Source organism: Massilia eburnea (assembly GCF_009720745.1).
GTDB lineage: Bacteria > Pseudomonadota > Gammaproteobacteria > Burkholderiales > Burkholderiaceae_D > Rugamonas > Rugamonas eburnea.
This window is the reverse complement of sequence record NZ_WNKX01000014.1, coordinates 1-21,188: the sequence shown is the minus strand read 5'-3', so window position 1 is coordinate 21,188 and position 21,188 is coordinate 1. Positions and strand designations below refer to the sequence as shown.

The 21,188-nt window shown below is 62.8% G+C and carries 21 protein-coding genes; 20 read left to right on the top strand and 1 reads right to left on the bottom strand.

What is annotated here, in order from left to right:
* The first annotated feature begins 1 nt into the window (after window position 1).
* From rsmH to GM658_RS17705, 16 genes are all read left to right on the top strand, one after another.
* Complete coding sequence (gene rsmH / locus GM658_RS17780; protein WP_155455398.1) at window positions 2-967, top strand: 16S rRNA (cytosine(1402)-N(4))-methyltransferase RsmH; 966 nt, start codon at window positions 2-4, stop codon at window positions 965-967.
* Window positions 964-1,236, top strand: coding sequence for a cell division protein FtsL (ftsL, locus tag GM658_RS17775; protein WP_155455397.1), 273 nt, complete (start codon window positions 964-966; stop codon window positions 1,234-1,236). Before rsmH ends, ftsL begins: the two co-directional genes overlap by 4 nt.
* Window positions 1,233-3,020: a peptidoglycan D,D-transpeptidase FtsI family protein gene (locus GM658_RS17770; protein WP_170298862.1), complete on the top strand. Its 1,788-nt coding sequence runs from the start codon at window positions 1,233-1,235 to the stop codon at window positions 3,018-3,020. The genes ftsL and GM658_RS17770 overlap by 4 nt, the downstream gene beginning before the upstream one ends.
* Window positions 3,021-4,565, top strand: coding sequence for a UDP-N-acetylmuramoyl-L-alanyl-D-glutamate--2,6-diaminopimelate ligase (locus tag GM658_RS17765; RefSeq protein WP_155455396.1), 1,545 nt, complete (start codon window positions 3,021-3,023; stop codon window positions 4,563-4,565).
* Window positions 4,565-6,031 (top strand): UDP-N-acetylmuramoyl-tripeptide--D-alanyl-D-alanine ligase, encoded by a 1,467-nt coding sequence (locus GM658_RS17760; protein WP_155455395.1) that lies wholly within the window; start codon window positions 4,565-4,567, stop codon window positions 6,029-6,031. The genes GM658_RS17765 and GM658_RS17760 overlap by 1 nt, the downstream gene beginning before the upstream one ends.
* Window positions 6,032-6,033: 2 nt before the next feature.
* Entirely contained in the window at window positions 6,034-7,203 is a 1,170-nt protein-coding gene (gene mraY, locus GM658_RS17755) for a phospho-N-acetylmuramoyl-pentapeptide-transferase (RefSeq protein ID WP_155455394.1), read from the top strand.
* A complete protein-coding gene (gene murD / locus GM658_RS17750; RefSeq protein ID WP_155455393.1) occupies window positions 7,203-8,705 on the top strand; it encodes a UDP-N-acetylmuramoyl-L-alanine--D-glutamate ligase in 1,503 nt (500 codons plus the stop codon). The genes mraY and murD overlap by 1 nt, the downstream gene beginning before the upstream one ends.
* Complete coding sequence (gene ftsW, locus GM658_RS17745; RefSeq protein ID WP_155455392.1) at window positions 8,705-9,916, top strand: putative lipid II flippase FtsW; 1,212 nt, start codon at window positions 8,705-8,707, stop codon at window positions 9,914-9,916. Before murD ends, ftsW begins: the two co-directional genes overlap by 1 nt.
* A complete protein-coding gene (murG, locus tag GM658_RS17740) occupies window positions 9,913-10,983 on the top strand; it encodes an undecaprenyldiphospho-muramoylpentapeptide beta-N-acetylglucosaminyltransferase (protein ID WP_371865148.1) in 1,071 nt (356 codons plus the stop codon). Before ftsW ends, murG begins: the two co-directional genes overlap by 4 nt.
* On the top strand, window positions 10,980-12,368 hold the full coding sequence (gene murC, locus GM658_RS17735) for a UDP-N-acetylmuramate--L-alanine ligase (RefSeq protein WP_155455391.1): 1,389 nt from the start codon (window positions 10,980-10,982) through the stop codon (window positions 12,366-12,368). The genes murG and murC overlap by 4 nt, the downstream gene beginning before the upstream one ends.
* A 4-nt stretch (window positions 12,369-12,372) precedes the next feature.
* Entirely contained in the window at window positions 12,373-13,332 is a 960-nt protein-coding gene (locus GM658_RS17730) for a D-alanine--D-alanine ligase (protein ID WP_155455390.1), read from the top strand.
* A gap of 16 nt (window positions 13,333-13,348) precedes the next feature.
* On the top strand, window positions 13,349-14,113 hold the full coding sequence (locus GM658_RS17725) for a cell division protein FtsQ/DivIB (RefSeq protein ID WP_155455389.1): 765 nt from the start codon (window positions 13,349-13,351) through the stop codon (window positions 14,111-14,113).
* 15 nt (window positions 14,114-14,128) lie between these two features.
* Entirely contained in the window at window positions 14,129-15,361 is a 1,233-nt protein-coding gene (gene ftsA / locus GM658_RS17720) for a cell division protein FtsA (RefSeq protein WP_155455388.1), read from the top strand.
* 97 nt (window positions 15,362-15,458) lie between these two features.
* Window positions 15,459-16,676, top strand: a complete 1,218-nt coding sequence (ftsZ, locus tag GM658_RS17715; RefSeq protein WP_155455387.1) for a cell division protein FtsZ — start codon at window positions 15,459-15,461, stop codon at window positions 16,674-16,676.
* An 81-nt stretch (window positions 16,677-16,757) separates the two neighbouring features.
* Window positions 16,758-17,261, top strand: coding sequence for a peroxiredoxin (locus GM658_RS17710; RefSeq protein WP_155455386.1), 504 nt, complete (start codon window positions 16,758-16,760; stop codon window positions 17,259-17,261).
* A gap of 111 nt (window positions 17,262-17,372) precedes the next feature.
* Entirely contained in the window at window positions 17,373-17,819 is a 447-nt protein-coding gene (locus GM658_RS17705) for a hypothetical protein (RefSeq protein ID WP_155455385.1), read from the top strand.
* On the opposite strand, the gene GM658_RS17700 is transcribed toward GM658_RS17705, so the two are convergent.
* The gene (locus GM658_RS17700; protein ID WP_155455384.1) at window positions 17,795-18,331 is read right to left on the bottom strand and encodes an SET domain-containing protein; all 537 of its coding nucleotides are present in this window, start codon (window positions 18,329-18,331) and stop codon (window positions 17,795-17,797) included. The two genes, GM658_RS17705 and GM658_RS17700, sit on opposite strands and share 25 nt — an antisense overlap.
* 86 nt (window positions 18,332-18,417) lie before the next feature.
* Here GM658_RS17700 and GM658_RS17695 point away from each other — a divergent pair, with 86 nt between their 5' ends.
* The 4 genes from GM658_RS17695 to lpxC all read left to right on the top strand — a co-directional run bounded on the left by GM658_RS17695 (window position 18,418) and on the right by lpxC (window position 21,116).
* Window positions 18,418-18,843, top strand: a complete 426-nt coding sequence (locus GM658_RS17695; protein WP_155455383.1) for a HEPN domain-containing protein — start codon at window positions 18,418-18,420, stop codon at window positions 18,841-18,843.
* Window positions 18,813-19,193: a hypothetical protein gene (locus GM658_RS17690; protein WP_155455382.1), complete on the top strand. Its 381-nt coding sequence runs from the start codon at window positions 18,813-18,815 to the stop codon at window positions 19,191-19,193. Before GM658_RS17695 ends, GM658_RS17690 begins: the two co-directional genes overlap by 31 nt.
* Before the next feature lie 111 nt (window positions 19,194-19,304).
* Window positions 19,305-20,147 carry a DMT family transporter gene (locus GM658_RS17685; RefSeq protein WP_155455522.1) on the top strand — a complete coding sequence of 281 codons (843 nt, stop codon included), beginning with the start codon at window positions 19,305-19,307 and terminating at the stop codon, window positions 20,145-20,147.
* A 33-nt stretch (window positions 20,148-20,180) separates the two neighbouring features.
* Window positions 20,181-21,116: a UDP-3-O-acyl-N-acetylglucosamine deacetylase gene (lpxC, locus tag GM658_RS17680; protein WP_155455381.1), complete on the top strand. Its 936-nt coding sequence runs from the start codon at window positions 20,181-20,183 to the stop codon at window positions 21,114-21,116.
* The last annotated feature ends 72 nt before the right edge of the window (window positions 21,117-21,188 follow it).

Sequence of the window (21,188 nt, the reverse complement as noted above, 5' to 3'; positions counted from 1 at the left end):
AATGACGACGACCTCGGTGCCAGAATTCCAGCATCGTACGGTGCTGTTAGATGAAGCAGTGGATGCGCTCGACCTGAAAGGCGAGCGCGCCAACGGCATCTATATAGATGGAACGTTCGGCCGCGGCGGCCATAGCCGCCTGATCCTGTCCCGCCTGGGCCCGGAAGCCCGCCTGATCGCCTTCGACAAAGATTTACAAGCTATCGCCAACGCCGAAACCATCGGCGACGCGCGATTCACCATCGTGCATGACAGCTTCGCCACCATGGCGGATGCGCTGGCCGAACGCGGCATTCCCGCCGTCGACGGCATTTTGCTGGACCTCGGCATCTCGTCGCCACAAGTAGACGATGCTGCGCGCGGCTTCAGCTTCCGCAACGATGGCCCGCTCGACATGCGCATGGATACCACGCGTGGTATCTCCGCCGCCGAGTGGCTGGCCACAGAATCAGAAAAAACACTGGAAAAGGTGATAAGGGATTATGGGGAAGAACGGTTTGCTTTTCAGATTGCAAAGGCGATTGTTGCTCGCCGGGCAGTCGAACCAATTTCAAGCACACGACAGCTTGCCGGTATCGTGGCAGGCGCGGTCAAGACTCGCGAAAAGGGCAAGGATCCTGCGACCCGCACCTTTCAGGCTATCCGGATTTTCGTCAATAAGGAGCTTGAGGACCTTGAATCGGCCCTGAGCCAGGCGTTTGACGCGTTGAAGCCGGGCGGCATCCTGGCCATCATCAGCTTCCATTCGCTGGAAGACCGCATGGTCAAGCAGTTCCTCGCTTCCAAGGCCAAGGTGGAGCAGCCCGACCGGCGCTTGCCGATCAAGGCAGCCGACCTGCCGCAGCCGGAACTGAAACTGCTGTCCCGTATCAAGCCTTCCGATAAAGAGGTGGAGGAAAACCCGCGCGCGCGTTCGGCCGTGATGCGCGTCGCCATGCGCCTGCCTGCCCCGGGAGGAGCGCAATGAGTAACAAGCTCAATATCGTGTTGACGGCATTGCTGGTCGCTTGCGGCCTGTCGACCGTTAACGCGCAATACCAGCAGCGCCACCTGTTCGTAGACCTGGAGCGTGCGCACGCCCAGGCCAAGCAGCTCGATACCGAATGGGCCCAGCTGCAGCTGGACCAGTCCACGCTGGGCAAGCACGCCCGTATCGAGGAAATCGCGCGCCGTGAGCTGAGCATGACCCAGCTGACGCCGAACCGTACCCAATACCTGACGGAGGGCGACAAGTGACGCGCTCCAGCGGAACCGGACCAGCACGCGTGGCGCGCTCGCAGGGCGTGTCCTTCTCAAAGAGCCCGGTATTGGCGGTGCGCCTGCCAAGCTGGCGCTCGCGCGTGGTGCTGTTCGCGATGTTCACCGCGTTCGCGGCGCTGGCTGCGCGTGCAGTCTGGCTGCAAGGCACGTCGAGCCAGCAGCAGTTCCTGCAGAAGGAAGGCGCCAACCGCTACCAGCGCACGCAGGAACTGCCGGCCGTGCGCGGCAAGATTACCGACCGCAATGGCCAGGTGCTGGCTTCGTCCATCCCTGTGCGCGCCATCTGGGCCTCGCCGGAAGAACTGCTGGCCGCGCCGAAAGATAAGCTGCGCGCCTTGGCCGGCCTGTTGGAAATGAGCGAGGCGGAGCTGCGCAAGAAGCTCGATTCCGACCGCAACCTGGTCTACCTGAAACGCCAGGTCGAGGTGGAAACCGCCGACAAGATCAAGGCGCTGGATTTGGACGGCATGGATATCCGTCCTGAATACAAGCGCTTCTACCCGCAAGGCGAGGTGATGACCCACCTGGTCGGCTTCACCAATGTGGACGACAAGGGCCAGGAGTCGATTGAGCTGGCGCAGCAGAACAACCTGGTCGGCAAGCCTGGCTCGCGCCGCGTGATCAAGGATGGACGCGGCCGCATCGTGGAAGACATCGGCGGCGCCGTCGAGCCGCATGACGGCAAGGATGTGGTGCTGTCGGTGGACAGCAAAATCCAGTACATCGCGTTTACCCAGCTGAAAGCCGCCGTCGAACACTTCGGCGCCAAGGCTGGCGGCGCCGTGGTGCTGGACGTGCACACCGGTGAAGTGCTGGCGCTGGCGAACTATCCAAGCTACGACCCGAACGACCGCCGCAACCTGACCGGCGCGCAGCTGCGCAACCGCGTGATGACCGACACCTTCGAGCCGGGTTCGACGCTGAAGCCAATTACGGTTTCGCTGGCGCTGGACACCGGCCGGGTCAAGCCGAATACCCTGATCGATACCGGCAACGGCAGGTACACCATCCTGGACAAGACGATCACGGATACCAAGGCGCACGGCGTGATCAGTGTGCAGCAGATCATCGAAATGTCGTCCAACATCGGCACCTCGAAGATCGCGCTCAGCATGCCGGCCCAGGAGATGTGGGAACAGTTCACCAAGGTCGGTTTCGGGCAGCAGCCGAAGTGGGGCTTCCCCGGCGCGGTGGCGGGAAGGGTGCGGCCTTATAAATCATGGCGGCCGATCGAACAGGCGACCATGAGCTACGGTAACGGTATCTCGGTGTCGCTGATACAGCTGGCGCGCTCCTACATGATGTTTGCCCGGAATGGTGACACCATTCCTTTGTCGTTTGAGAAGGTCGACAAGGAGCCGCTGGGCCAGCAGATCATCAAGCCGCAGACCGCAGCGCAGATGCGCGAGATGCTGGAGATGGTGGTGTCGGGCAAGGACGGCACGGCCAAGAAAGCGCAGATTCCAGGCTACCGCGTGGGCGGCAAGACCGGTACCGCCTACAAGGTGGAGAACGGCCATTACGCGATGCCGCGCAAGTACATCGGTTCCTTCGTCGGCATGGTGCCGATGTCGGCGCCGCGCTTCATCATTGCAGTCATGATCGACGAACCGACCCAGAACGGCCACTTTGGCGGCTCGGTCGCAGCACCAACTTTCGCGGCAGTCGCAATCAACGCATTGCGCGCCTCCAATGTGCCTCCTGATTCGAACATCACGGAAATCGTGGTGCCGACCGATACCGGACCGGAGGCCATGTAAATGACGACGATGACCCATCAAGAAATTATCAGCTGGATGCGCGAAGCAGCGCCAAACGCGCAGCTGGCATCGGACTCGCGCCGCATCAAGGCCGGGGACGTGTTCTTTGCCTATCCTGGCGACGCCAAGGATGGCCGCACTTTCATTGCCGCCGCCATCGCCAACGGCGCCGCCGCCGTGGTGTTTGACGATACCGGTTACGCCTGGGACGCTGCACACACTGTGCCGCACCTCGCCGTGCCCGGCCTGAAAAAACAGGCAGGACCGATTGCGCACGCCTGGTATGGCCAGCCGGATGCGGGCATGTTCACCGTCGCCGTCACCGGCACCAACGGCAAGACTTCCTGCGCCGTCTGGACCGGCCAGGCGCTGGCCAAGGTTGGCGAAACGACCGCCGTGATCGGCACGCTGGGCGTGGGCATGTTCCGTGCGCGTGGCGAAGTGGAATTCGACGAAACCGGCTACACCACGCCGGACGCCGTGCTGCTGGCGCGTAAACTGAGCGAAGTGCACGCCGACGGCGCTGGTGCGCTGGCGATTGAAGCATCGTCGATCGGCCTGCACCAGGGCCGCACCGAGGGCATGCACTTCGACGTGGCAATCTTCACCAACCTGACCCGCGACCACCTGGACTACCACGGCGACGAAGCGAATTACGAAGCCGCCAAGACCATCCTGTTCGACTGGCCGGGCCTGAAGCACGCCGTCGTGAACCTGGACGATCCAATGGGCCATCGTTTGATTGCCCACATCAAGGCATCCAAGGCGCCGCGCAAGCCGGCCATCATCGGCTACACGCTGAAAGACATCAAGGCGCAGCCGAACGTGCAGGGCATTTCCATGTTGCGCGCCAGCTCCCTGCGCAGCCGCAACCTGGGCACGGAATTCAACCTGGATTCGACCTTCGGCCACGCCCACGTGCGCACGCAGCTGGTTGGTCCGTTCAATGTCAGCAATGCGCTGGCCGTGCTGGCCGCGCTGCTGGCGAAAGGCATCGCCTTCCGCACTGCGATCGACGGCATCGAATCGCTGCAGCCGGCCCCGGGACGCATGCAGCAGATCGGCGGCCAGGAGGCGCCGATGGTCGTGATCGACTACGCGCATACGCCGGATGCGCTGGAAAAGACGCTGGAAGCCCTGCGCTCCGTGGCGAACGACCGTGGCGGCCACCTGTGGTGCGTCTTCGGCTGCGGCGGCGACCGCGATCCGGGCAAGCGTCCACAGATGGGCCGCATCTCGCAGATGGCGGAGCATGTGCTGGTCACCAGCGACAATCCGCGCAGCGAAGAACCGGCTGAAATCATCCGCCAGATCGTCGCCGGCATGGACCGTGACAATCCGAATTCGGAATTCATGACGGTGGAAGACCGCGCAGCTGCGATCCTGTCCGCCGTGCGTAATGCCGGCAAGGCGGATGTGATCCTGCTGGCAGGGAAGGGCCATGAGCCCTATCAGGAAATCAAGGGCCGCAAGATGCCGTTCTCGGACGCCGAGCATGCGCAACTGGCATTGTCTGCACGCCTGACCATGATGAGGCCGCACTGATGCGCAGCACCCTTGCCCACATCCTGCCTGCGCTGACCGGCGCGCACCTGCATCACGGTGTGCTGACCAATGACGCCGCGCTGGCGCTGGACTTTGACGGCGTGTCGACCGACACCCGCACGGTCGGCAACGGACAGCTCTTCGTCGCCCTGCGCGGCGAGGTATTCGATGCGCACGACTTCCTGCCGCAGGTAGTGGACAAGGGCGTGGCCGCCGTCGTCGTCGACAAGCTGCCGGAAGGCTGGACCTTGCCGGCCATCGTGGTGCCGGACACCCTGGTGGCGCTGGGCCAGATCGCCAATTACTGGCGCAAGCAGTTTGCGCTGCCGGTCATCGCCGTCACCGGTTCGAACGGCAAGACCACCGTCAAGGAAATGATCGCCTCAATCCTGGCGGCAGCCCATGGCGAAGACGGTCGCCTGGCAACGCGTGGCAACCTGAATAACGAGATCGGCGTGCCACTCACGCTGTTCCGCCTCGATGCCTCGCACCGCTCCGCCGTGGTGGAGCTGGGCATGAACCATCCCGGCGAAATCGGCCGCCTGAGCGCCATCGCCGCGCCGACCATCGGCATGGTGAACAACGCCCAGCGCGAGCACCAGGAATTCATGCACACCGTGGAAGCGGTGGCGCGTGAGAACGGCAGCGTGTTGTCCGCGCTGCCGGCCGACGGCGTGGCAGTGTTCCCGCATGGCGACGAGTTCACCCCGGTCTGGCATGAGCTGTCCGCTGGCCGCCGCGTGCTGACCTTTGGCCTGGATGCCGCCGCCAATGTGAGCTGCACCTATACCGCAGGCGATTTCGGCGCGGAGCTGGCGGTCACCATCCGTCCCGCCGCCTTCCCCGCCGAAAACGTAGTCGCCGGCGCCACTGGCGCTGCCGCAAGTTTCGCGGCGCCGGACGCAGTGCCGCGCCACTTCAGTGTTTCTTTACAGGCCGCCGGCGAGCACAACGTCCGCAACGCACTGGCCGCCATTGCGTGTACCTATGCTGCCGGCATCGACACCTCCACCATCCGCACCGGTTTGGAAACCTTTGCGCCGGTGAACGGGCGCCTGCAGAAAAAACAAGCCGCCAACGGCGCGCTGCTGATCGACGACACCTACAACGCCAACCCGGACTCCGTGCGCGCCGCCATCGACGTGCTGGCAAAAGCGAAAGCGCCGCGCGTGCTGGTGCTGGGCGACATGGGTGAAGTCGGCACACAAGGGAAAGAGTTTCACCAAGAAGTTGCCGCCTATGCCGCGAGCAAAGGCATCGAGCACTTCTTCGCCACCGGCACGCTGGCCGCCCACATGGCGCCGCATGCCCAGCACCACCAGGAATTCGACGCGCTGCTGCGGGCCGTAAGCGCCGCAGTAACGCCGGATGCAACCGTATTGATCAAGGGCTCCCGCTTCATGAAGATGGAACGGGTCGTGCAGCATTTGATTGGATCGCAACAAGTAACAAAGGAATCACACTAATCATGCTGCTCTGGCTTGCACAACTTCTGCAGGACGACATTGGGGCATTCCGCCTCTTTAACTACATCACCTTCCGCGCTGTGATGGCTACCATCACGGCCCTGCTGATCGGCCTGATCGCCGGCCCCGCCGTGATCCGCAAACTGACCGTCATGAAGTACGGCCAGGCCGTGCGCACCGATGGTCCGCAGACCCACCTGAAAAAGCACGGCACCCCGACCATGGGCGGCGTGTTGCTGCTGCTCGCCGTCGGTATCGCCACCGTGCTGTGGTGCGACTGGTCGAATCGTTTGATCTGGCCAGTGATGGTCGTGACCATGGGCTTCGGCGCCGTGGGCTGGGTGGACGACTACCGCAAGGTGGTGCGCCAGGATCCGGAGGGGATGCGTTCGGCCGAAAAATACTTCTGGCAGTCGCTGGTCGGCATCGCCGCCGCGCTGTACCTTGCGTTCTCCGTGTCGGCGCCAACACCGGCAAAAGTGTTCGAGCTGTTCTTCCAGTGGGTGCAGTCTGGCTTTTCGATGGACCTGCCGCCAAAGGCCGACCTGATCGTGCCGTTCGTGAAGACCATCAGCTATCCGCTGGGCGTGTGGGGATTTATTGCGCTGACGTACTGCGTGATCGTCGGTACCTCCAACGCTGTGAACTTCACCGATGGCCTGGACGGCCTGGCCATCATGCCGACCGTGATGGTCGGCTCGGCCCTGGGTCTGTTCGCCTACCTGACTGGTTCCGCGACCTACTCGAAATACCTGTTCATCCCGCACATTCCTGGCGCCGGTGAGCTGATTATCTTCTGCGGTGCGATGGCGGGTGCCGGCCTGGCCTTCCTCTGGTACAACGCGCACCCTGCGCAGGTCTTCATGGGCGACGTCGGTGCATTGGCGCTGGGCGGCGCGCTCGGCACGATCGCCGTGATCGTACGCCAGGAAATCGTTTTGTTCATCATGGGCGGCATCTTCGTTGCCGAAACGCTGTCCGTGATTATCCAGGTGGGCTGGTTCAAGTACACCAAGAAGCGCTACGGCGTTGGCCGCCGCGTGTTCCTGATGGCGCCGCTGCACCACCACTTTGAACAAAAAGGTTGGAAAGAAACCCAGGTCGTCGTGCGCTTCTGGATTATCACGATGATGCTGGTCCTGGTTGGCCTGTCTACTTTGAAACTGCGCTGATGATTTATAGCGGCAAAATTGCACTGGTACTGGGGCTCGGGGAATCGGGCCTGGCGATGGCGCACTGGCTGGCGCGCTGCGGCGCGCTGCTGCGCGTCGCCGACACGCGTCCGGTGCCGGACCGCCTGCCGCTGCTGCGCGAACAGTTGCCGGGCACGCAGTTCATCGCAGGCCCGTTCAATGCAGCGCTGCTGGACGGCGTGGACTTCGTCTGCGCCAGCCCCGGCCTTGGCCCGAACAAGGAACTGGCCGAGATCATTCCGGCGGCAGCGGAGAAGGGTATTCCCGTCTGGGGCGAGATCGAGCTGTTCGCGCAGGCGTTGAAATGGCTGAAGGAAGACCGCGCCTACGCGCCGAAAGTTATCGCCATCACCGGCACCAACGGCAAGACCACCGTCACCAGCCTGACCGGCCAGCTGTGCGAACGCGCCGGCCTGTCCGTGCGCGTGGCCGGCAATATCAGCCCAGCCGCGCTGGACGTGTTGCGCGAAGTGATGGAAAACGACGCCCTTCCGCAAGCCTGGGTGCTCGAGCTGTCCAGCTTCCAGCTGCACACGACGTACAGCCTGAACGCCGACGCAGCGACCGTGTTGAACGTTACCCAGGACCACCTGGACTGGCACGGCAGCATGCAGGCTTATGCCGACGACAAGAAGCGCATCTTCGGCGAGGACACGGTGCGCGTGTTGAACCGCGATGACAAGTGGACCATGGCGATGTCCAACCCGACCGGTGAAAACGTCACCTTCGGCACCGACGCGCCGGAACTGGCGCACAGCTTCGGCCTGGTCAACGAGCGCGGGGTGTACTGGCTCGCCACGGCAGAACCGACCGACGACGCCGAACCGCCGAAGCGCCGCAAGAAGAATGATCTTCCTCCGCCACCGGTGGAGTGCTACACCAAGAAGCTGATGCCGGCGGACGCGCTGCAGATCCGTGGCACGCACAACGCTTCCAACGCCTTGGCTGCGCTGGCCCTGTGCCGCGCCATTGGCCTGCCGTTCGCGCCGCTGCTGCACGGTCTGCGTGAATACAAGGGACAGCCGCACCGCGTGGAGCTGGTCGCATCGATTAATGGCGTCGATTACTACGACGATTCCAAGGGCACCAATGTGGGCGCGACTGTCGCGGCGCTGGTGGGCCTGGGCCAGGCCTTCGCCGGCGAGCAAAAGCTGGTGGTCATCATGGGCGGCGACGGCAAAGGCCAGGAATTCGACCCGCTGGCCAATCCGGTGCGCCGCTTCGTGCGCGCCGTGGTACTGATCGGCCGCGATGCGCCTGCCATTCGTACCGCGCTGGAACCGACCGGCGTGCCGATGGAAGATTTCGCCACGCTGGAAGAAGCGACCAAACGCGCCGCCGCGCTGGCCCATGCCGGCGACGCCGTGCTGCTGTCGCCGGCCTGCGCCAGCCTGGACATGTTCAAGAACTACGCGCACCGCGCGCAGGTGTTCATCGACACCGTGCGCGAGATCGCGCTTGATGCGGGGCAGGAGATCTGATGGCGATCCAGCTTCCATTCCGCTTCGGTGGCGCCGAGTCCCCAGCTCCGCTGGATGGACGCGCACGTCATTCGAAGATGATGGAATACGACCAGCCGCTGGTCTGGTCGGTGCTGCTGCTCATGCTGTTCGGTATGGTGATGGTGTATTCGGCCTCGATCGCGCTGCCGGATTCGCCGAAATTCGCCGCCTACAAGAATTACTATTTCGTGCAGCGCCAGGCGATCTTCATCGGCATCGCGATTGTGGCGGCGGCAGTTGCCTTCCGCGTGCGGATCGAGGATTGGCAAAGGGCTGCGCCTTACCTGTTCATTGGCACCCTGGTGGCGCTGGTGCTGGTCTTGATTCCCGGCCTGGGCGTCAACGTGAACGGCGGCCGCCGCTGGCTGACGCTGAAAGTATTCCAGTTCCAGCCGTCGGAACTGATGAAGCTCTTCATCGTGCTGTATGCAGCCGACTACACCGTGCGCAAGCAGGAATTCATGCACCGCCTGTCCAAAGGCTTTGCGCCGATGGCGCTCGCCGTTGCCTTCGTGGGGCTCTTGCTGCTGCTGGAGCCGGACCTGGGCGCCTTCGGCGTGATCGTCTGCATCGCCATGGGCATCCTGTTCCTGGGCGGTGTGAACGCAGTCTGGTTCGGCGGCATTGCCGGCATGCTGGTGCTGATCTTCGTGACCATTATCTGGCTCTCGCCATTCCGCCGCGCACGCCTGTTCGCCTACCTAAATCCGTGGGAAGAAGAGAATGCGCTGAACAAGGCGTACCAGCTGACCCACTCGCTGATCGCCTTCGGCCGCGGCGAGATCGGCGGCGTGGGCCTGGGCGCCAGCGTGGAAAAGCTGCACTACCTGCCGGAAGCGCATACCGACTTCCTGCTGGCCGTGATCGGCGAAGAGCTGGGCATGATCGGCGTGCTGGTCACCATCGGCATGTTCTACTGGATCGTCAAACGCGCCTTCGACATCGGCCGCCAGGCCATTGCCCTCGACCAGACCTTCGCCGGATTGGCCGCGAAAGGCATCGGCATCTGGATCGGCGTACAGACGTTTATCAATATGGGCGTGAACCTCGGCCTGCTGCCGACCAAGGGACTGACGCTGCCGCTCATGAGCTACGGCGGCACCGGCATCATCATCAACTGCGTGGGCCTGGCGATCCTGCTGCGGATCGACTACGAAAACAGGGTCATGATGCGCGGAGGCCGCTTATGAGCAAGCGCCTGATGATCATGGCGGCCGGCACCGGCGGCCATATTTTCCCTGGCCTGGCGATTGCGCAGGCCATGCGCGCTCGTGGCTGGGAGGTTTCCTGGCTGGGCACTTCGCATGGCATGGAAACCGACCTGGTGCCGAAACATGGCGTGGAGATGGACGTGGTCCACTTCAGCGGCATGCGCGGCAAGGGCCTGATGCACACCATCGGCGGCGGCTTCAAGATGATCGGCGCTTTCCTGGACTGCTTCCGCTTCATCGGCAAGCGCAAGCCGGACGTGGTGCTGGGCATGGGCGGCTACGTCTGCGTGCCCGGCGGCCTGATGGCCAGGCTGCGCGGCGTGCCGCTGGCCTTGGTCAACGCCGACGCGGCCCTGCTGCTGTCGAACAAGACGCTGGCGCCGATGTCGAAGAAAGTGTTCTTCGGCTTCCCGGCGGAATTCGGCGCCGCTGCCGGCAAGGCCGTCGTCACCGGCAACCCGGTACGCAAGGAAATCCTCGCCATGCCGGCGCCGGAGCAGCGCTTCGCCGGCCGCGAAGGCGTGCTGCGCATCCTGGTGGTGGGCGGCAGCCTGGGGGCCAAGGCGCTCAACGATGCGCTGCCGGCCGCGCTGGCGATGATCGCGCCGGAACAGCGTCCGCTGGTAACCCACCAGTCGGGCAAAAAGAACATTGAAGCCCTGCGCGCGGCTTACGCGCAGGCACATGTGGAAGCGCACGTGGTCGATTTTATCGACGACATGGCGAGTGCTTACGCGCAGGCAGACATCGTGATCTGCCGCGCCGGCGCCATCACCGTGTCGGAACTGACGGCAGCTGGCGTGGCCAGCGTGCTGGTTCCCCTGGTGGCCTCGACGACCAGCCACCAGCGCGACAACGCGCAGTGGATGGCCAAGCAGGGCGCATCCATCCACATGCCGCAGACGGAGTTGAATCCGGAAAGCCTGGCAGCACTGTTGCAGACCTTGAACCGCAATACCTGTCAAAAGATGGCGGCCGCCGCGCTCGCAGTGGGCAAGCGCGATGCGAATGACGCCATCGCAAAAGAATTGGAAGCACTGGCATGAAACATAAAGTAAAGAACATTCACTTCGTCGGCATCGGCGGCAGCGGCATGAGCGGCATCGCCGAAGTGCTGGTGACCCTGGGCTACAACGTCTCCGGCTCGGACCTCGGTTCGAACGCCGTGACGCAGCGCCTGGTCGACATGGGCGCCACCGTGCACCAGGGCCACGACGCAGCCTTCATCGGCAATGCCGACGCGGTTGTGACCTCGACCGCCGTCAAGGCCGACAACCCGGAAGTGGTCGCTGCGCGCGCCCGCAAGATTCCTATCGTGCCGCGCGCCGTGATGCTCGGTGAGCTGATGCGCCTGAAGCGCGGCATCGCCATTGCCGGCACCCACGGCAAGACCACCACCACCAGCCTGGTGGCATCCGTGCTGGCAGAGGGCGGCCTGGACCCGACCTTCGTGATCGGCGGCCGCCTGACCGCAGCCGGCGCCAACGCCAAGCTGGGCTCCGGTGAATACCTGGTGGCGGAAGCGGACGAATCGGATGCGTCCTTCCTGAACCTGACTCCAATGATCGAAGTCATCACCAACATCGATGCCGATCACATGGAGACCTACGAGCACGATTTCGAAAAGCTGAAGCAAGCCTTCGTGCACTTCACGCACCGCCTGCCGTTCTACGGCCGCGCCATGCTCTGCATTGATGACCCGCACGTGCGCGCCATCATTCCGCAGGTGACCAAGCCGGTAACGACCTACGGCTTCGCTGAAGACGCCGAAGTGCGCGCCATCAACGCGCGCGCCGTCGGCACCCAGATGCACTTCACCGTGCTGCAGGAAGGTTTCCCGGACCTCGACATCGTGCTGAACCAGCCTGGCCTGCATAACGTGCAGAACGCCTGCTCCGCCGTCGCCATCGCGCGCGAAATCGGGGTGCCAGACACCGCAACGCAAGCCGGCCTGGCAGGCTTCGCCGGCGTGGGCCGCCGCTTCACCAAATACGGCGAAGTCGCCATCCCGTCGGGCGGCAGCTTCACCCTGGTGGACGATTTCGGGCATCACCCGATTGAAATGGAAGTGACCACCGCCGCCGCGCGCGCCGCCTATCCTGGCCGCCGCCTGCTGCTGGCCTTCCAGCCGCACCGCTACAGCCGCACCCGCGACCTGTTCGAGGACTTCGCAAAAGTCCTCAGCACCGTCGACGTGCTGGTGCTGTCGGATGTGTATGCAGCGGGCGAGGCGCCTATCGTGGCAGCCGACGGCCGCTCGTTGGCGCACGCGATCCGCGCACGCGGCAAGGTAGAACCGGTATTCGTCGAAAACATCGCCGACATGCCGGAAACGATCATGAACGTGGTGCGCGACGGCGACGTGGTGCTCACGATGGGCGCGGGCTCGATCAGCGGCGTCCCGGCAAAACTCACGAACTGGAAGGCCTGATGCGATGACCAAACTGACTGCACAAGAAGCAAAAGCATTCGGCAAGGTGGGCGTGCTGATGGGCGGCTTGTCCGCCGAGCGCGACGTGTCCATCATGTCCGGCACCGGTGTGCTGGCGGCCCTGCAATCGCAAGGCGTGGATGCCCACGCCTTCGACCCGGGCCAACGCTCGCTGGCCGAACTGGCCGCCGAAAAATTCGACCGCGTGTTCATCGCGCTGCACGGCCGCTACGGCGAAGACGGCAGCATCCAGGGTGCGCTGGAATTGCTCGGCATCCCTTACACCGGCTCCGGCGTGATGGCCAGCTCGGTGGGCATGGACAAGATCACCACCAAGATCCTGTGGCTGCGCGAAAACCTGCCGACCCCGGAATACGCCGTGCTGGGCGCGGACTCCGACCTGGATGCGGAAGGTGCGCGCCTCGGCCTGCCGCTGATCATGAAACCGCCGCACGAAGGTTCGACCATCGGCATCACCAAGGTGAGCGACAAGGCCGGCCTGAAAGCCGCCTACGATGCCGCCGCCGCGCTGGACGACTGCGTGCTGGCCGAAGAATTCGTGGAAGGCCGCGAGTTCACCGTCGCCGTGCTGGGCACCGGCAAGACCGCCCGTGCATTGCCGATCGTGGAGATCGTGGCGCCGCAAGGCAACTACGACTACAACAACAAGTACTTCACCGACGACACCAAGTACTTCTGCCCGCCGCAGCTGGACCAGGCAATGCAGGACGAAATGCAGCGCCTGGCCGTAGCGGCCTACCGCGCCGTTGGCTGCGAGGGATGGGGCCGGGTCGACGTGCTGCTGCGCGAAAAGGACCAGAAGCCCTTCCTGCTCGAAGTGAATACCTCGCCGGGCATGACCAGCCATTCGCTGGTGCCGATGGCTGCCCGCGCGACCGGCGTGAGCTACGAAGAACTGTGCGTGGAAATCCTGCGCACTGCACGACTGAAGCTGAAGAAGTAGAGGACTGAAAAGACTTATGTGGCACGACGTAAAAGCCTTGAATGCATCCGCCAGCGGCCTGATCGCGCTGTCGGTGCTGGCTTGCGCCGCTGCCGGCGTGTGGTGGGTGGCGAATCGTCCTGTATTCGATTTGCGCACCATCCGCGTTGAGACCATGGACAAGTCGGAGTTCAAGCATGTGAACCACCTGACGCTGCGCAACGGTACCCAGGGCCGCCTGGTCGGTAATTTCTTCACGGCCGACCTGGACCAGGTGCGCAAGGTGTTTGAGTCCGTGCCATGGGTGCGCCGCGCCAGTGTGCGGCGCGAATGGCCGGACCAGCTGATCGTGGAACTGGAAGAGCATGAAGTGCTGGGCACCTGGGGCGAAGACGGCCGCCTGCTGTCGGTGAAAGGCGATGTCTTCACCGCCAACCTGGCAGAGGCGGAAGAAGATCACGAGCTGCCGGAGTTTTCCGGCCCGGATGGCAGCGAAAAGGAAGTGCTCGCGCGTTACGGCGAGTTGAAGCAATGGTTTTCACCGGTCAGCCTGGTGCCGCAGGGCGTGGCCCTGTCGGGACGCTATGCATGGACGGTGAAGTTGGACAACGGCGCCAGTGTGGCGCTGGGACGCGAGGCAACGCCTGACACCCTGCATCAAAGGGTGAAGCGCCTGGTCGGGATCTGGCCGCAGATTTCCGCCCGCGTGCCGAATATTGAAACGATTGATATGCGCTACCAGAACGGCCTGGCATTGAGCGCAGCGGGATTGAAGATCCCGTCGGATACGAAGAAACGTTGAAAGCAGGGCATAGAGATGACTAAAGACGCTAAGAACCTGATCGTCGGCCTCGACATCGGCACCTCCAAAGTGGTGGCCGTGGTGGCCGAGGTGATGGGCGATGGACGCCACGAAGTGATTGGCCTGGGCCAGCACGAGTCCAGCGGCCTGAAAAAAGGCGTGGTGGTGAACATCGAGGCGACCGTCGAATCGATCCAGCGCGCGCTGGAAGAGGCGGAGCTGATGGCCGACTGCAAGATCCGCAATGTGTACGCGGGCATCGCCGGCAGCCATATCCGCAGCTTCAACTCCAGCGGCATGGTGGCGATCAAGGACAAGGAAGTCACTGCGACCGACGTGGCGCGCGTGATCGAGACCGCCAAGGCAGTCAACATCCCGACCGACCAGCAGCTGCTGCACACCGTTCCGCAGGAGTTCATCGTCGACTCGCAGGACGACGTGCGCGAGCCGATCGGCATGAGCGGCATCCGCCTGGAAGTGAAGGTGCACATCGTCACCGGCGCCGTGAGCGCGGTGCAGAACATCGTCAAGTGCGTGCGCCGCTGCGGCCTGGAAGTGTCGGACCTGATCCTGCAGCCGATGGCCTCGGCCGACGCGGTGCTGACCAACGACGAAAAAGAACTGGGCGTGGTGCTGATCGACATTGGCGGCGGCACCACCGACGTGGCGGTCTTCAGCGACGGTGCGATCCGCCATACGGCCGTGATCCCGATCGCCGGCGACCAGATCACCAACGATATCGCGATGGCGCTGCGTACCCCGACCGGCGAAGCGGAAGAAATCAAGATCCGCTACGGCGTGGCCAAGCAGGTGCTGGCCGATCCGGGCGAGCACCTGGAAGTGCCGGGTCTGGGCGACCGCGGTCCGCGCAACCTGTCGCGCCAGGCGCTGGCCGCCGTGATCGAGCCGCGCGTGGAAGAACTGTTTGCGATGGTGCACCAGGTGGTGCGCGAGTCCGGCTACGAGGGCGTGCTCTCGTCGGGCATCGTGCTGACCGGCGGCACCGCAATCATGCCGGGCATGGTGGAGATGGCGGAAGACATCTTCCTCAAGCCTGCGCGCCTGGGCACACCGGACTACCGCGGCCAGCTGGCCGACGTGGTCCGCAGCCCGCGCTATGCAACCGTGTTGGGGCTGTTGTTGGAAGCGAAGAAGCAGTACCTGCGTGGCCACATTGTGACCCGCCAGGATGGTTCGGTAAAAGCAGTTTGGCAGCGCATGAAGGAATGGTTCCTGGGTAATTTTTAAACGTTTATTCGAGTAAAACCTGCAGTTTTCAATCTCCAGTTCTCCTATTGATATGAGGCCTGGCGCTTGAAAACCGCATTCTAGATAGGAGTACATCATGGAGTTTGATATGGTAGACAACGCAACACTGGGAACGGTCATCAAGGTCGTTGGTGTTGGCGGTGCGGGCGGCAATGCGGTCCAGCACATGATCAACAAAGGCATGAGCGGCGTGGAATTCATCGCTGCCAATACCGACGCACAAGCGCTGGCCACTTCCAAGGCAAGCAACATCATCCAGATCGGCGAGACCGGCCTGGGCGCGGGCATGAAGCCTGACGTCGGCCGTGCGCTGGCGGAAGAGTCCCGCGGCCGCATTGAAGATGCACTGCGCGGCGCGCATATGGTCTTCATCGCTGCCGGCATGGGCGGCGGCACCGGTACCGGCGCAGCGCCGATCGTGGCGGAAATCGCCAAGCAGCAGGGCGCGCTGACCGTGGCCGTGGTGTCCAAGCCGTTCTCGCACGAAGGCCAGAAGTGCCTGGATATCGCCGAGGCAGGCCTGGAGCAGCTGTCCGCCAACGTCGACTCCCTGATCGTGATCTGCAACGAGAAGCTGGAAGAGATCTACGAAGACGAGTCCCTGATCGAGTGGCTGCAGCACGCGGACGACGTCCTGAACAACGCCGTTGCCGGTATCGCCGAGATCATCAACGTGCCAGGCCACATCAACGTCGACTTCAACGACGTGAAGACCATCATGGGCGAGCAGGGCAAGGCGATGATGGGCACCGCCACCGCTTCCGGCGTGGACCGCGCACGCGTGGCCGCCGAGCAGGCAGTCGCATCCCCGCTGCTGGACGGCGTCGACCTGTCGGGCGCACGCGGCGTGCTGGTGAACGTGACCGCGTCGCGCGGCCTGAAAGGTAAGGAAATCAAGGAAGTCATGGCTGCCGTCCGCGCCTTCGCCGCACCGGATGCGTCGATCGCTCAAGGTATCGCCTACGACGACGCCATGGGCGACGCGATCCGCGTGACTGTGGTGGCCACCGGCCTGGGCAAAGCCAAGAAGCATGTGCAGCTGGTACCGCAGCAGCAACTGCGCACCGGCACCCACGGCGGCAGCCCGCTGAACGTCAACGCAGGCCTCGGCGGCGCGGCGACCAGCGCAGTCGGCGGCTTCGGTTCCGCAGGTTTCTCCGGCGTTTCGGCCGACGTGCAGAAGCAGCCAGCCGTGTGGCGCCGCGAATCGGCCACCGAGCAGGTGAACGCACTGGCCAAGTCGGGCATGGAAACCTACGACATTCCTGCCTTCCTCCGCAAGCAGGCTGACTAAATACGGTCAGCCGCGCCGCCGGATCACGCATCCGGCGGCGCGGAGTTATACTCTGGGTTTTCACAAGAAGGAGAACCCGAAATGACCATCAAGATCGGCGACAAACTGCCGGAAGGCCAACTGTCCGAATTCATCGAGACCGAGACCGAAGGCTGCTCCCTCGGCCCGAATACCTTCAACGTACAGGACCTGGTGAAAGGCAAGAAGATCGCGATCTTCGGCCTGCCTGGCGCCTACACCCCAACCTGCTCCGCACAGCACGTGCCGGGCTACGTCAAGCACGCCGCCGAACTGAAAGCCAAGGGCGTGGATGAAATCTGGTGCATCTCCGTGAACGACGCTTTCGTCATGGGCGCATGGGGCCGCGACCAGAAAGCCACCGGCATCGTCCGCATGATGGCTGACGGTAACGCCGCCTACTCCAAGGCCCTGGGCCTGGACGCGGACTTTTCCAAATTTGGCATGGGCACCCGCTCCCAGCGTTACTCGATGCTGGTGGAAGACGGCGTGGTCAAGCAACTGAACGTCGAGCAAGGCGGCAAGTTCGAAGTGTCGAACGCCGAAACCATGCTGGGCCAGCTGTAATCAGCGTATTAGGCTCAAATGCAACACGCCCGGCATGCCGGGCGTTTTTTATTTCCGTCTGCGGAAACCTCGCTGCTAAGATTGCAACTTCTATTTTTCGAGAGGAATTCCATGACGTTGCCAGTATCTTCCGATCCGACCGTAGCTTCCAGCGCCCGCTGGTTCTGGTGGATCGCCGGCCTTTCGCTGGTCAACCTGTTCCTGTTCTACTCCGGCAGCAATACCAACTTCGTGATCGGCCTGGGGATGACGGCGGTGGTCAGCGCGGCGTTCTCTGACCCGAAGGTTGTGGGCCTGATCCTGTCGGCGCTAATCATTGGCCACTATGGCGTGATTGGGTATTTCGCATTGCGCGACAAGCTGTGGGCCTTCTACATCGGCCTCGCCGTCTACATTCTCGACGCACTGGTCTATGCAGCGATTGCCGACTGGATGCCGGTGGCCTTCCACGCCTACGTCATTTTCCACCTGTTCAAAGGCATTTCGGCCTTGCGCGGCCGCAGCGCAGCGGCGCCGGCGCCAATGGAACAGGCTCAGCCGCCTGAAGCAGGCGCCTGAGCCGCCGCCTTGCTGCGGGACTTGCGCTTTTTCGGCGCCAGCATGACGCCGGTGCAGGACGGCGCCCCGCAGTAACAGGCGAATTCCTTCTTCACCCTGGCGGTGTGGCGGGCTTCGTAAATCAGCCCGTAGTTGTAGTTCAGTTCCTCGCCTTCCTCGATGTCGCGCAAGGAGCAGATGTAGACGCGGTCATCGTCATCTTCCTCGGCCTCGCAATTGGGCTCGCAGGAGTGGTTGATGTAGCGCGCTTCGTTGCCGCCCGTGCCGCCGTCGATCAGCATGCCGTTGTTCAGGCTGAAGAAGAAGGTGTGCCCGATAGGGCCGCCTTTTTCTTCGGTGCGGCGGCAGCACTCTTCCCAGTCGACGATTTCGCCGGTGTATTCGATGATGCGGGTGCCGGCCGGGATCAACCGGCGCGCGAAAACGCCGCGTCCATGCACGGGGGATTCGTGGACCACATAGAGTGGCTCGGCCTCTTCAACGTTTTCGGCAAGTAGCGCTTCTGTATTCATCCCACAATCATAACTCGTCCTGCGGAATTGCGATGCGACTGATGTAACGCAAATGCTTGGCCCGGGGCGACGCATACGATGAAGCGATGGATCGCCGAGAACTTCAGCAATTGTCAAAAATGCGCGCAGCCGAGGCGCTATGCCTGTTCGCATCCGGCCACTTTTCGGGGAGCTATTACCTTATGGGATATTCGGTTGAATGTGCACTCAAGGCCGTCATCGCGAGCCATCAGGGGCATTTTGCTTTTCCAGATAAGGGATTCGCCATGGCCTGCCACACGCATAAGCTGAGTACGCTATTAGAGCTAGCTGGGCTGAAGCGGGAGTTTGATCAGGCTGCAGGTGAAGACGTTCTTCTTGCGGAAAATTGGTCTATCGTCAGCGCGTGGAATGAGTCATCGCGGTACGATGTCAAGATTGGTCAGTGGGCGGCGCGGCGTATGGTTACCGCTTGCACCCAACAGCCGAAAGGAGTGTCGCCATGGATTCAGACATGGATAAGCAAACATTGAGCACGGAAATGATTTCGGATGGGCGCAAATTTTTAGCGGCGCTGGACCAGTCAGGGTTTGCCGCTAAGGGCGCCTATTGGGAACTGCTCAAGGAAACTGGGAAGTGGGAGCTCAGTATCGTGTTGCCCGAGCATGAAGACGCCGATCCGCTCCCGGATGTTCAACAGCTCTTGCGAGTTTTCAGGGAACAAGTCAATTTAAGACAACGCATCGGTTTTCTAGGCTTGGGCACCAAGCTTTGCTCCGACGTCGCGTATGAGGAACTGAAAGAAGCGATGGAAAGAGTCCGGTGGATCGAAACCGAGCCAGGTTGGTTCGGGGATGGTTTTTACTTCTACCGAGCTCGTTAAGGCAGCCCCGGCAGCAAACCGTTTCTTTAAGTACAATGGACGACCCGGCAACGCTTTTGGGCCTCCAACGTGACTCCGCAACAAAAAGAAAACCTGCAAGCTATTTACGCCATGGTGGCAGCCGTCGCCATGTTCTCCCTCATGGACGCTTCCATGAAAGTGCTGGCCGGGCGCTACCCGGCAGTGCAGGTGACGGCGTTGCGATGCATGCTTTCGATGCCGCTGGTGTGCGCTTATATCGGCTATCGCGGGAAATTCACCGGCATCTTCAAGGTGCGCTGGCCGCTGCACATCCTGCGCGGCGTGATCGGGATCGGCATGCTGTCCCTGTTCGCTTATGCGCTGAAGTCGCTGCCGCTGGCGGATACCTATTCCATTTTCTTCATCGCGCCGTCGCTGGTGACCGCGCTGGCCGTGTTCTTCCTGCGCGAAAAGGTCAGCCTGGGGCAATGGGTCGCCATCGCGGTTGGCCTGGGCGGCGTGCTGGTAGTGCTGCGCCCTGATGGCAGCAATTTCGCTTCGGTCGCCGGACTGGCCGTCTTGGCCTCGGCAGTGTGCTATGCCATCTCCGCCATCGCCGGCCGTATCCTGGCGCGCACCGATGCGCCGGAACACGTGATGTTCTGGGTGCTGGCGCTGATGGGCATTGGCGTGATGCCGCTGGCCGTCAATGCCTGGGTGGCGATCGACTGGTCGCTGTGGCCGGCGATGGCTGCACTGGCAGTGAGCGGCTTCTTCGGCCAGCTGGCGCTGACGCGCGCATTCAGCATGGGCAAGGCTTCCATCGTGGCGCCGTTCGAATACACGGCGCTGGCCTGGGGCGTGGGCATCGACTGGCTGCTGTGGCATACGCTGCCGGATGCTTTCACCTTGCTGGGCGCGGCCATCATCATCGGCTCCGGCATCTACCTGGTGCGGCGCGAGACCGAGCATGCCGAGGCCGAGCATCCGTAAGCGGGGAAGGGCGCAGGGCGCTATAATCTTCGCATGTTGAAACAAAGAACCATCAAAGAAATCGTCCGCACCACAGGTGTCGGCCTGCACTCCGGCACCAAGGTTGAGCTGACCCTGCGCCCGGCGGAACCGGACACCGGCATCGTGTTCCGCCGCGTGGACCTGGACCCGCAAGTTGTCTTCCCTACAAGGGCGGACATTGTGGGCGATACCCGCATGGCCACCGTGCTGATGAAGGACGGCGGCCGCGTCTCCACCGTCGAACACCTGATGTCGGCCTGCGCCGGCCTAGGCATCGACAACCTGTACGTGGACGTGACCGCGGAAGAAATCCCGATCATGGATGGTTCGGCATCGTCGTTTGTCTACCTGCTGCAGCAGGGCGGGGTGCAGGAGCAGGAAGCGCCGAAGAAGTTCATTAAAGTCAAAAAGCCCATTGAGATCCGCGAAGGCAAGGGCAGCGCTGAAAAATGGGCGCGCCTGGTCCCGCACGACGGCTTCAAGCTGGACTTCTTCATCGAATTCAACCACCCCGCGGTGGATGGCACGGCGCAGCGCGCGACCGTGGATTTCGGCGACGTGTCGTACATCCAGGCGATTGCCCGCGCCCGCACCTTCGGCTTCATGCAGGATGTGGAAATGCTGCGCGGAATTGGCCTGGCGCGCGGCGGTTCGCTGGAAAACGCCATCGTGATGGATGAATACCGCATCCTGAACCAGGACGGCCTGCGCTACGACGACGAATTCGTGCGCCACAAGATCCTCGACGCGATCGGCGACCTGTACATGGTCGGCCACCCGATCATCGCCAGCTACGAAGCCCACAAATCCGGCCACGCCCTGAACAACCAGCTGCTGCGCGCCATGCTGGCCGACCCGGAATCCTACGAACTGGTCACCTTCGACTCACTCGACACCGCCCCCCCTTCCTACGCAAAGCAGATGTCGCGCGAGTGGGCCTACCTCTAACTTAAAAGTCGGGGTCAGCTCTGGCAATCGGACATTTTGCGCAGCAAAATGTCCGATTGCCAGAGCTGACCC

What these genes read in the sequence shown, in the direction of transcription:
- rsmH (WP_155455398.1), top strand. Translation starts at nt 2, where the DNA reads ATGACGACGACCTCGGTGCCAGAATTCCAGCATCGTACGGTGCTGTTA.
- ftsL (WP_155455397.1), top strand. Translation starts at nt 964, where the DNA reads ATGAGTAACAAGCTCAATATCGTGTTGACGGCATTGCTGGTCGCTTGC.
- GM658_RS17765 (WP_155455396.1), top strand. Translation starts at nt 3,021, where the DNA reads ATGACGACGATGACCCATCAAGAAATTATCAGCTGGATGCGCGAAGCA.
- GM658_RS17760 (WP_155455395.1), top strand. Translation starts at nt 4,565, where the DNA reads ATGCGCAGCACCCTTGCCCACATCCTGCCTGCGCTGACCGGCGCGCAC.
- mraY (WP_155455394.1), top strand. Translation starts at nt 6,034, where the DNA reads ATGCTGCTCTGGCTTGCACAACTTCTGCAGGACGACATTGGGGCATTC.
- murD (WP_155455393.1), top strand. Translation starts at nt 7,203, where the DNA reads ATGATTTATAGCGGCAAAATTGCACTGGTACTGGGGCTCGGGGAATCG.
- ftsW (WP_155455392.1), top strand. Translation starts at nt 8,705, where the DNA reads ATGGCGATCCAGCTTCCATTCCGCTTCGGTGGCGCCGAGTCCCCAGCT.
- murG (WP_371865148.1), top strand. Translation starts at nt 9,913, where the DNA reads ATGAGCAAGCGCCTGATGATCATGGCGGCCGGCACCGGCGGCCATATT.
- murC (WP_155455391.1), top strand. Translation starts at nt 10,980, where the DNA reads ATGAAACATAAAGTAAAGAACATTCACTTCGTCGGCATCGGCGGCAGC.
- GM658_RS17730 (WP_155455390.1), top strand. Translation starts at nt 12,373, where the DNA reads ATGACCAAACTGACTGCACAAGAAGCAAAAGCATTCGGCAAGGTGGGC.
- GM658_RS17725 (WP_155455389.1), top strand. Translation starts at nt 13,349, where the DNA reads ATGTGGCACGACGTAAAAGCCTTGAATGCATCCGCCAGCGGCCTGATC.
- ftsA (WP_155455388.1), top strand. Translation starts at nt 14,129, where the DNA reads ATGACTAAAGACGCTAAGAACCTGATCGTCGGCCTCGACATCGGCACC.
- ftsZ (WP_155455387.1), top strand. Translation starts at nt 15,459, where the DNA reads ATGGAGTTTGATATGGTAGACAACGCAACACTGGGAACGGTCATCAAG.
- GM658_RS17710 (WP_155455386.1), top strand. Translation starts at nt 16,758, where the DNA reads ATGACCATCAAGATCGGCGACAAACTGCCGGAAGGCCAACTGTCCGAA.
- GM658_RS17705 (WP_155455385.1), top strand. Translation starts at nt 17,373, where the DNA reads ATGACGTTGCCAGTATCTTCCGATCCGACCGTAGCTTCCAGCGCCCGC.
- GM658_RS17700 (WP_155455384.1), bottom strand. Translation starts at nt 18,331, where the DNA reads ATGAATACAGAAGCGCTACTTGCCGAAAACGTTGAAGAGGCCGAGCCA.
- GM658_RS17695 (WP_155455383.1), top strand. Translation starts at nt 18,418, where the DNA reads ATGGATCGCCGAGAACTTCAGCAATTGTCAAAAATGCGCGCAGCCGAG.
- GM658_RS17690 (WP_155455382.1), top strand. Translation starts at nt 18,813, where the DNA reads ATGGATTCAGACATGGATAAGCAAACATTGAGCACGGAAATGATTTCG.
- GM658_RS17685 (WP_155455522.1), top strand. Translation starts at nt 19,305, where the DNA reads ATGGTGGCAGCCGTCGCCATGTTCTCCCTCATGGACGCTTCCATGAAA.
- lpxC (WP_155455381.1), top strand. Translation starts at nt 20,181, where the DNA reads ATGTTGAAACAAAGAACCATCAAAGAAATCGTCCGCACCACAGGTGTC.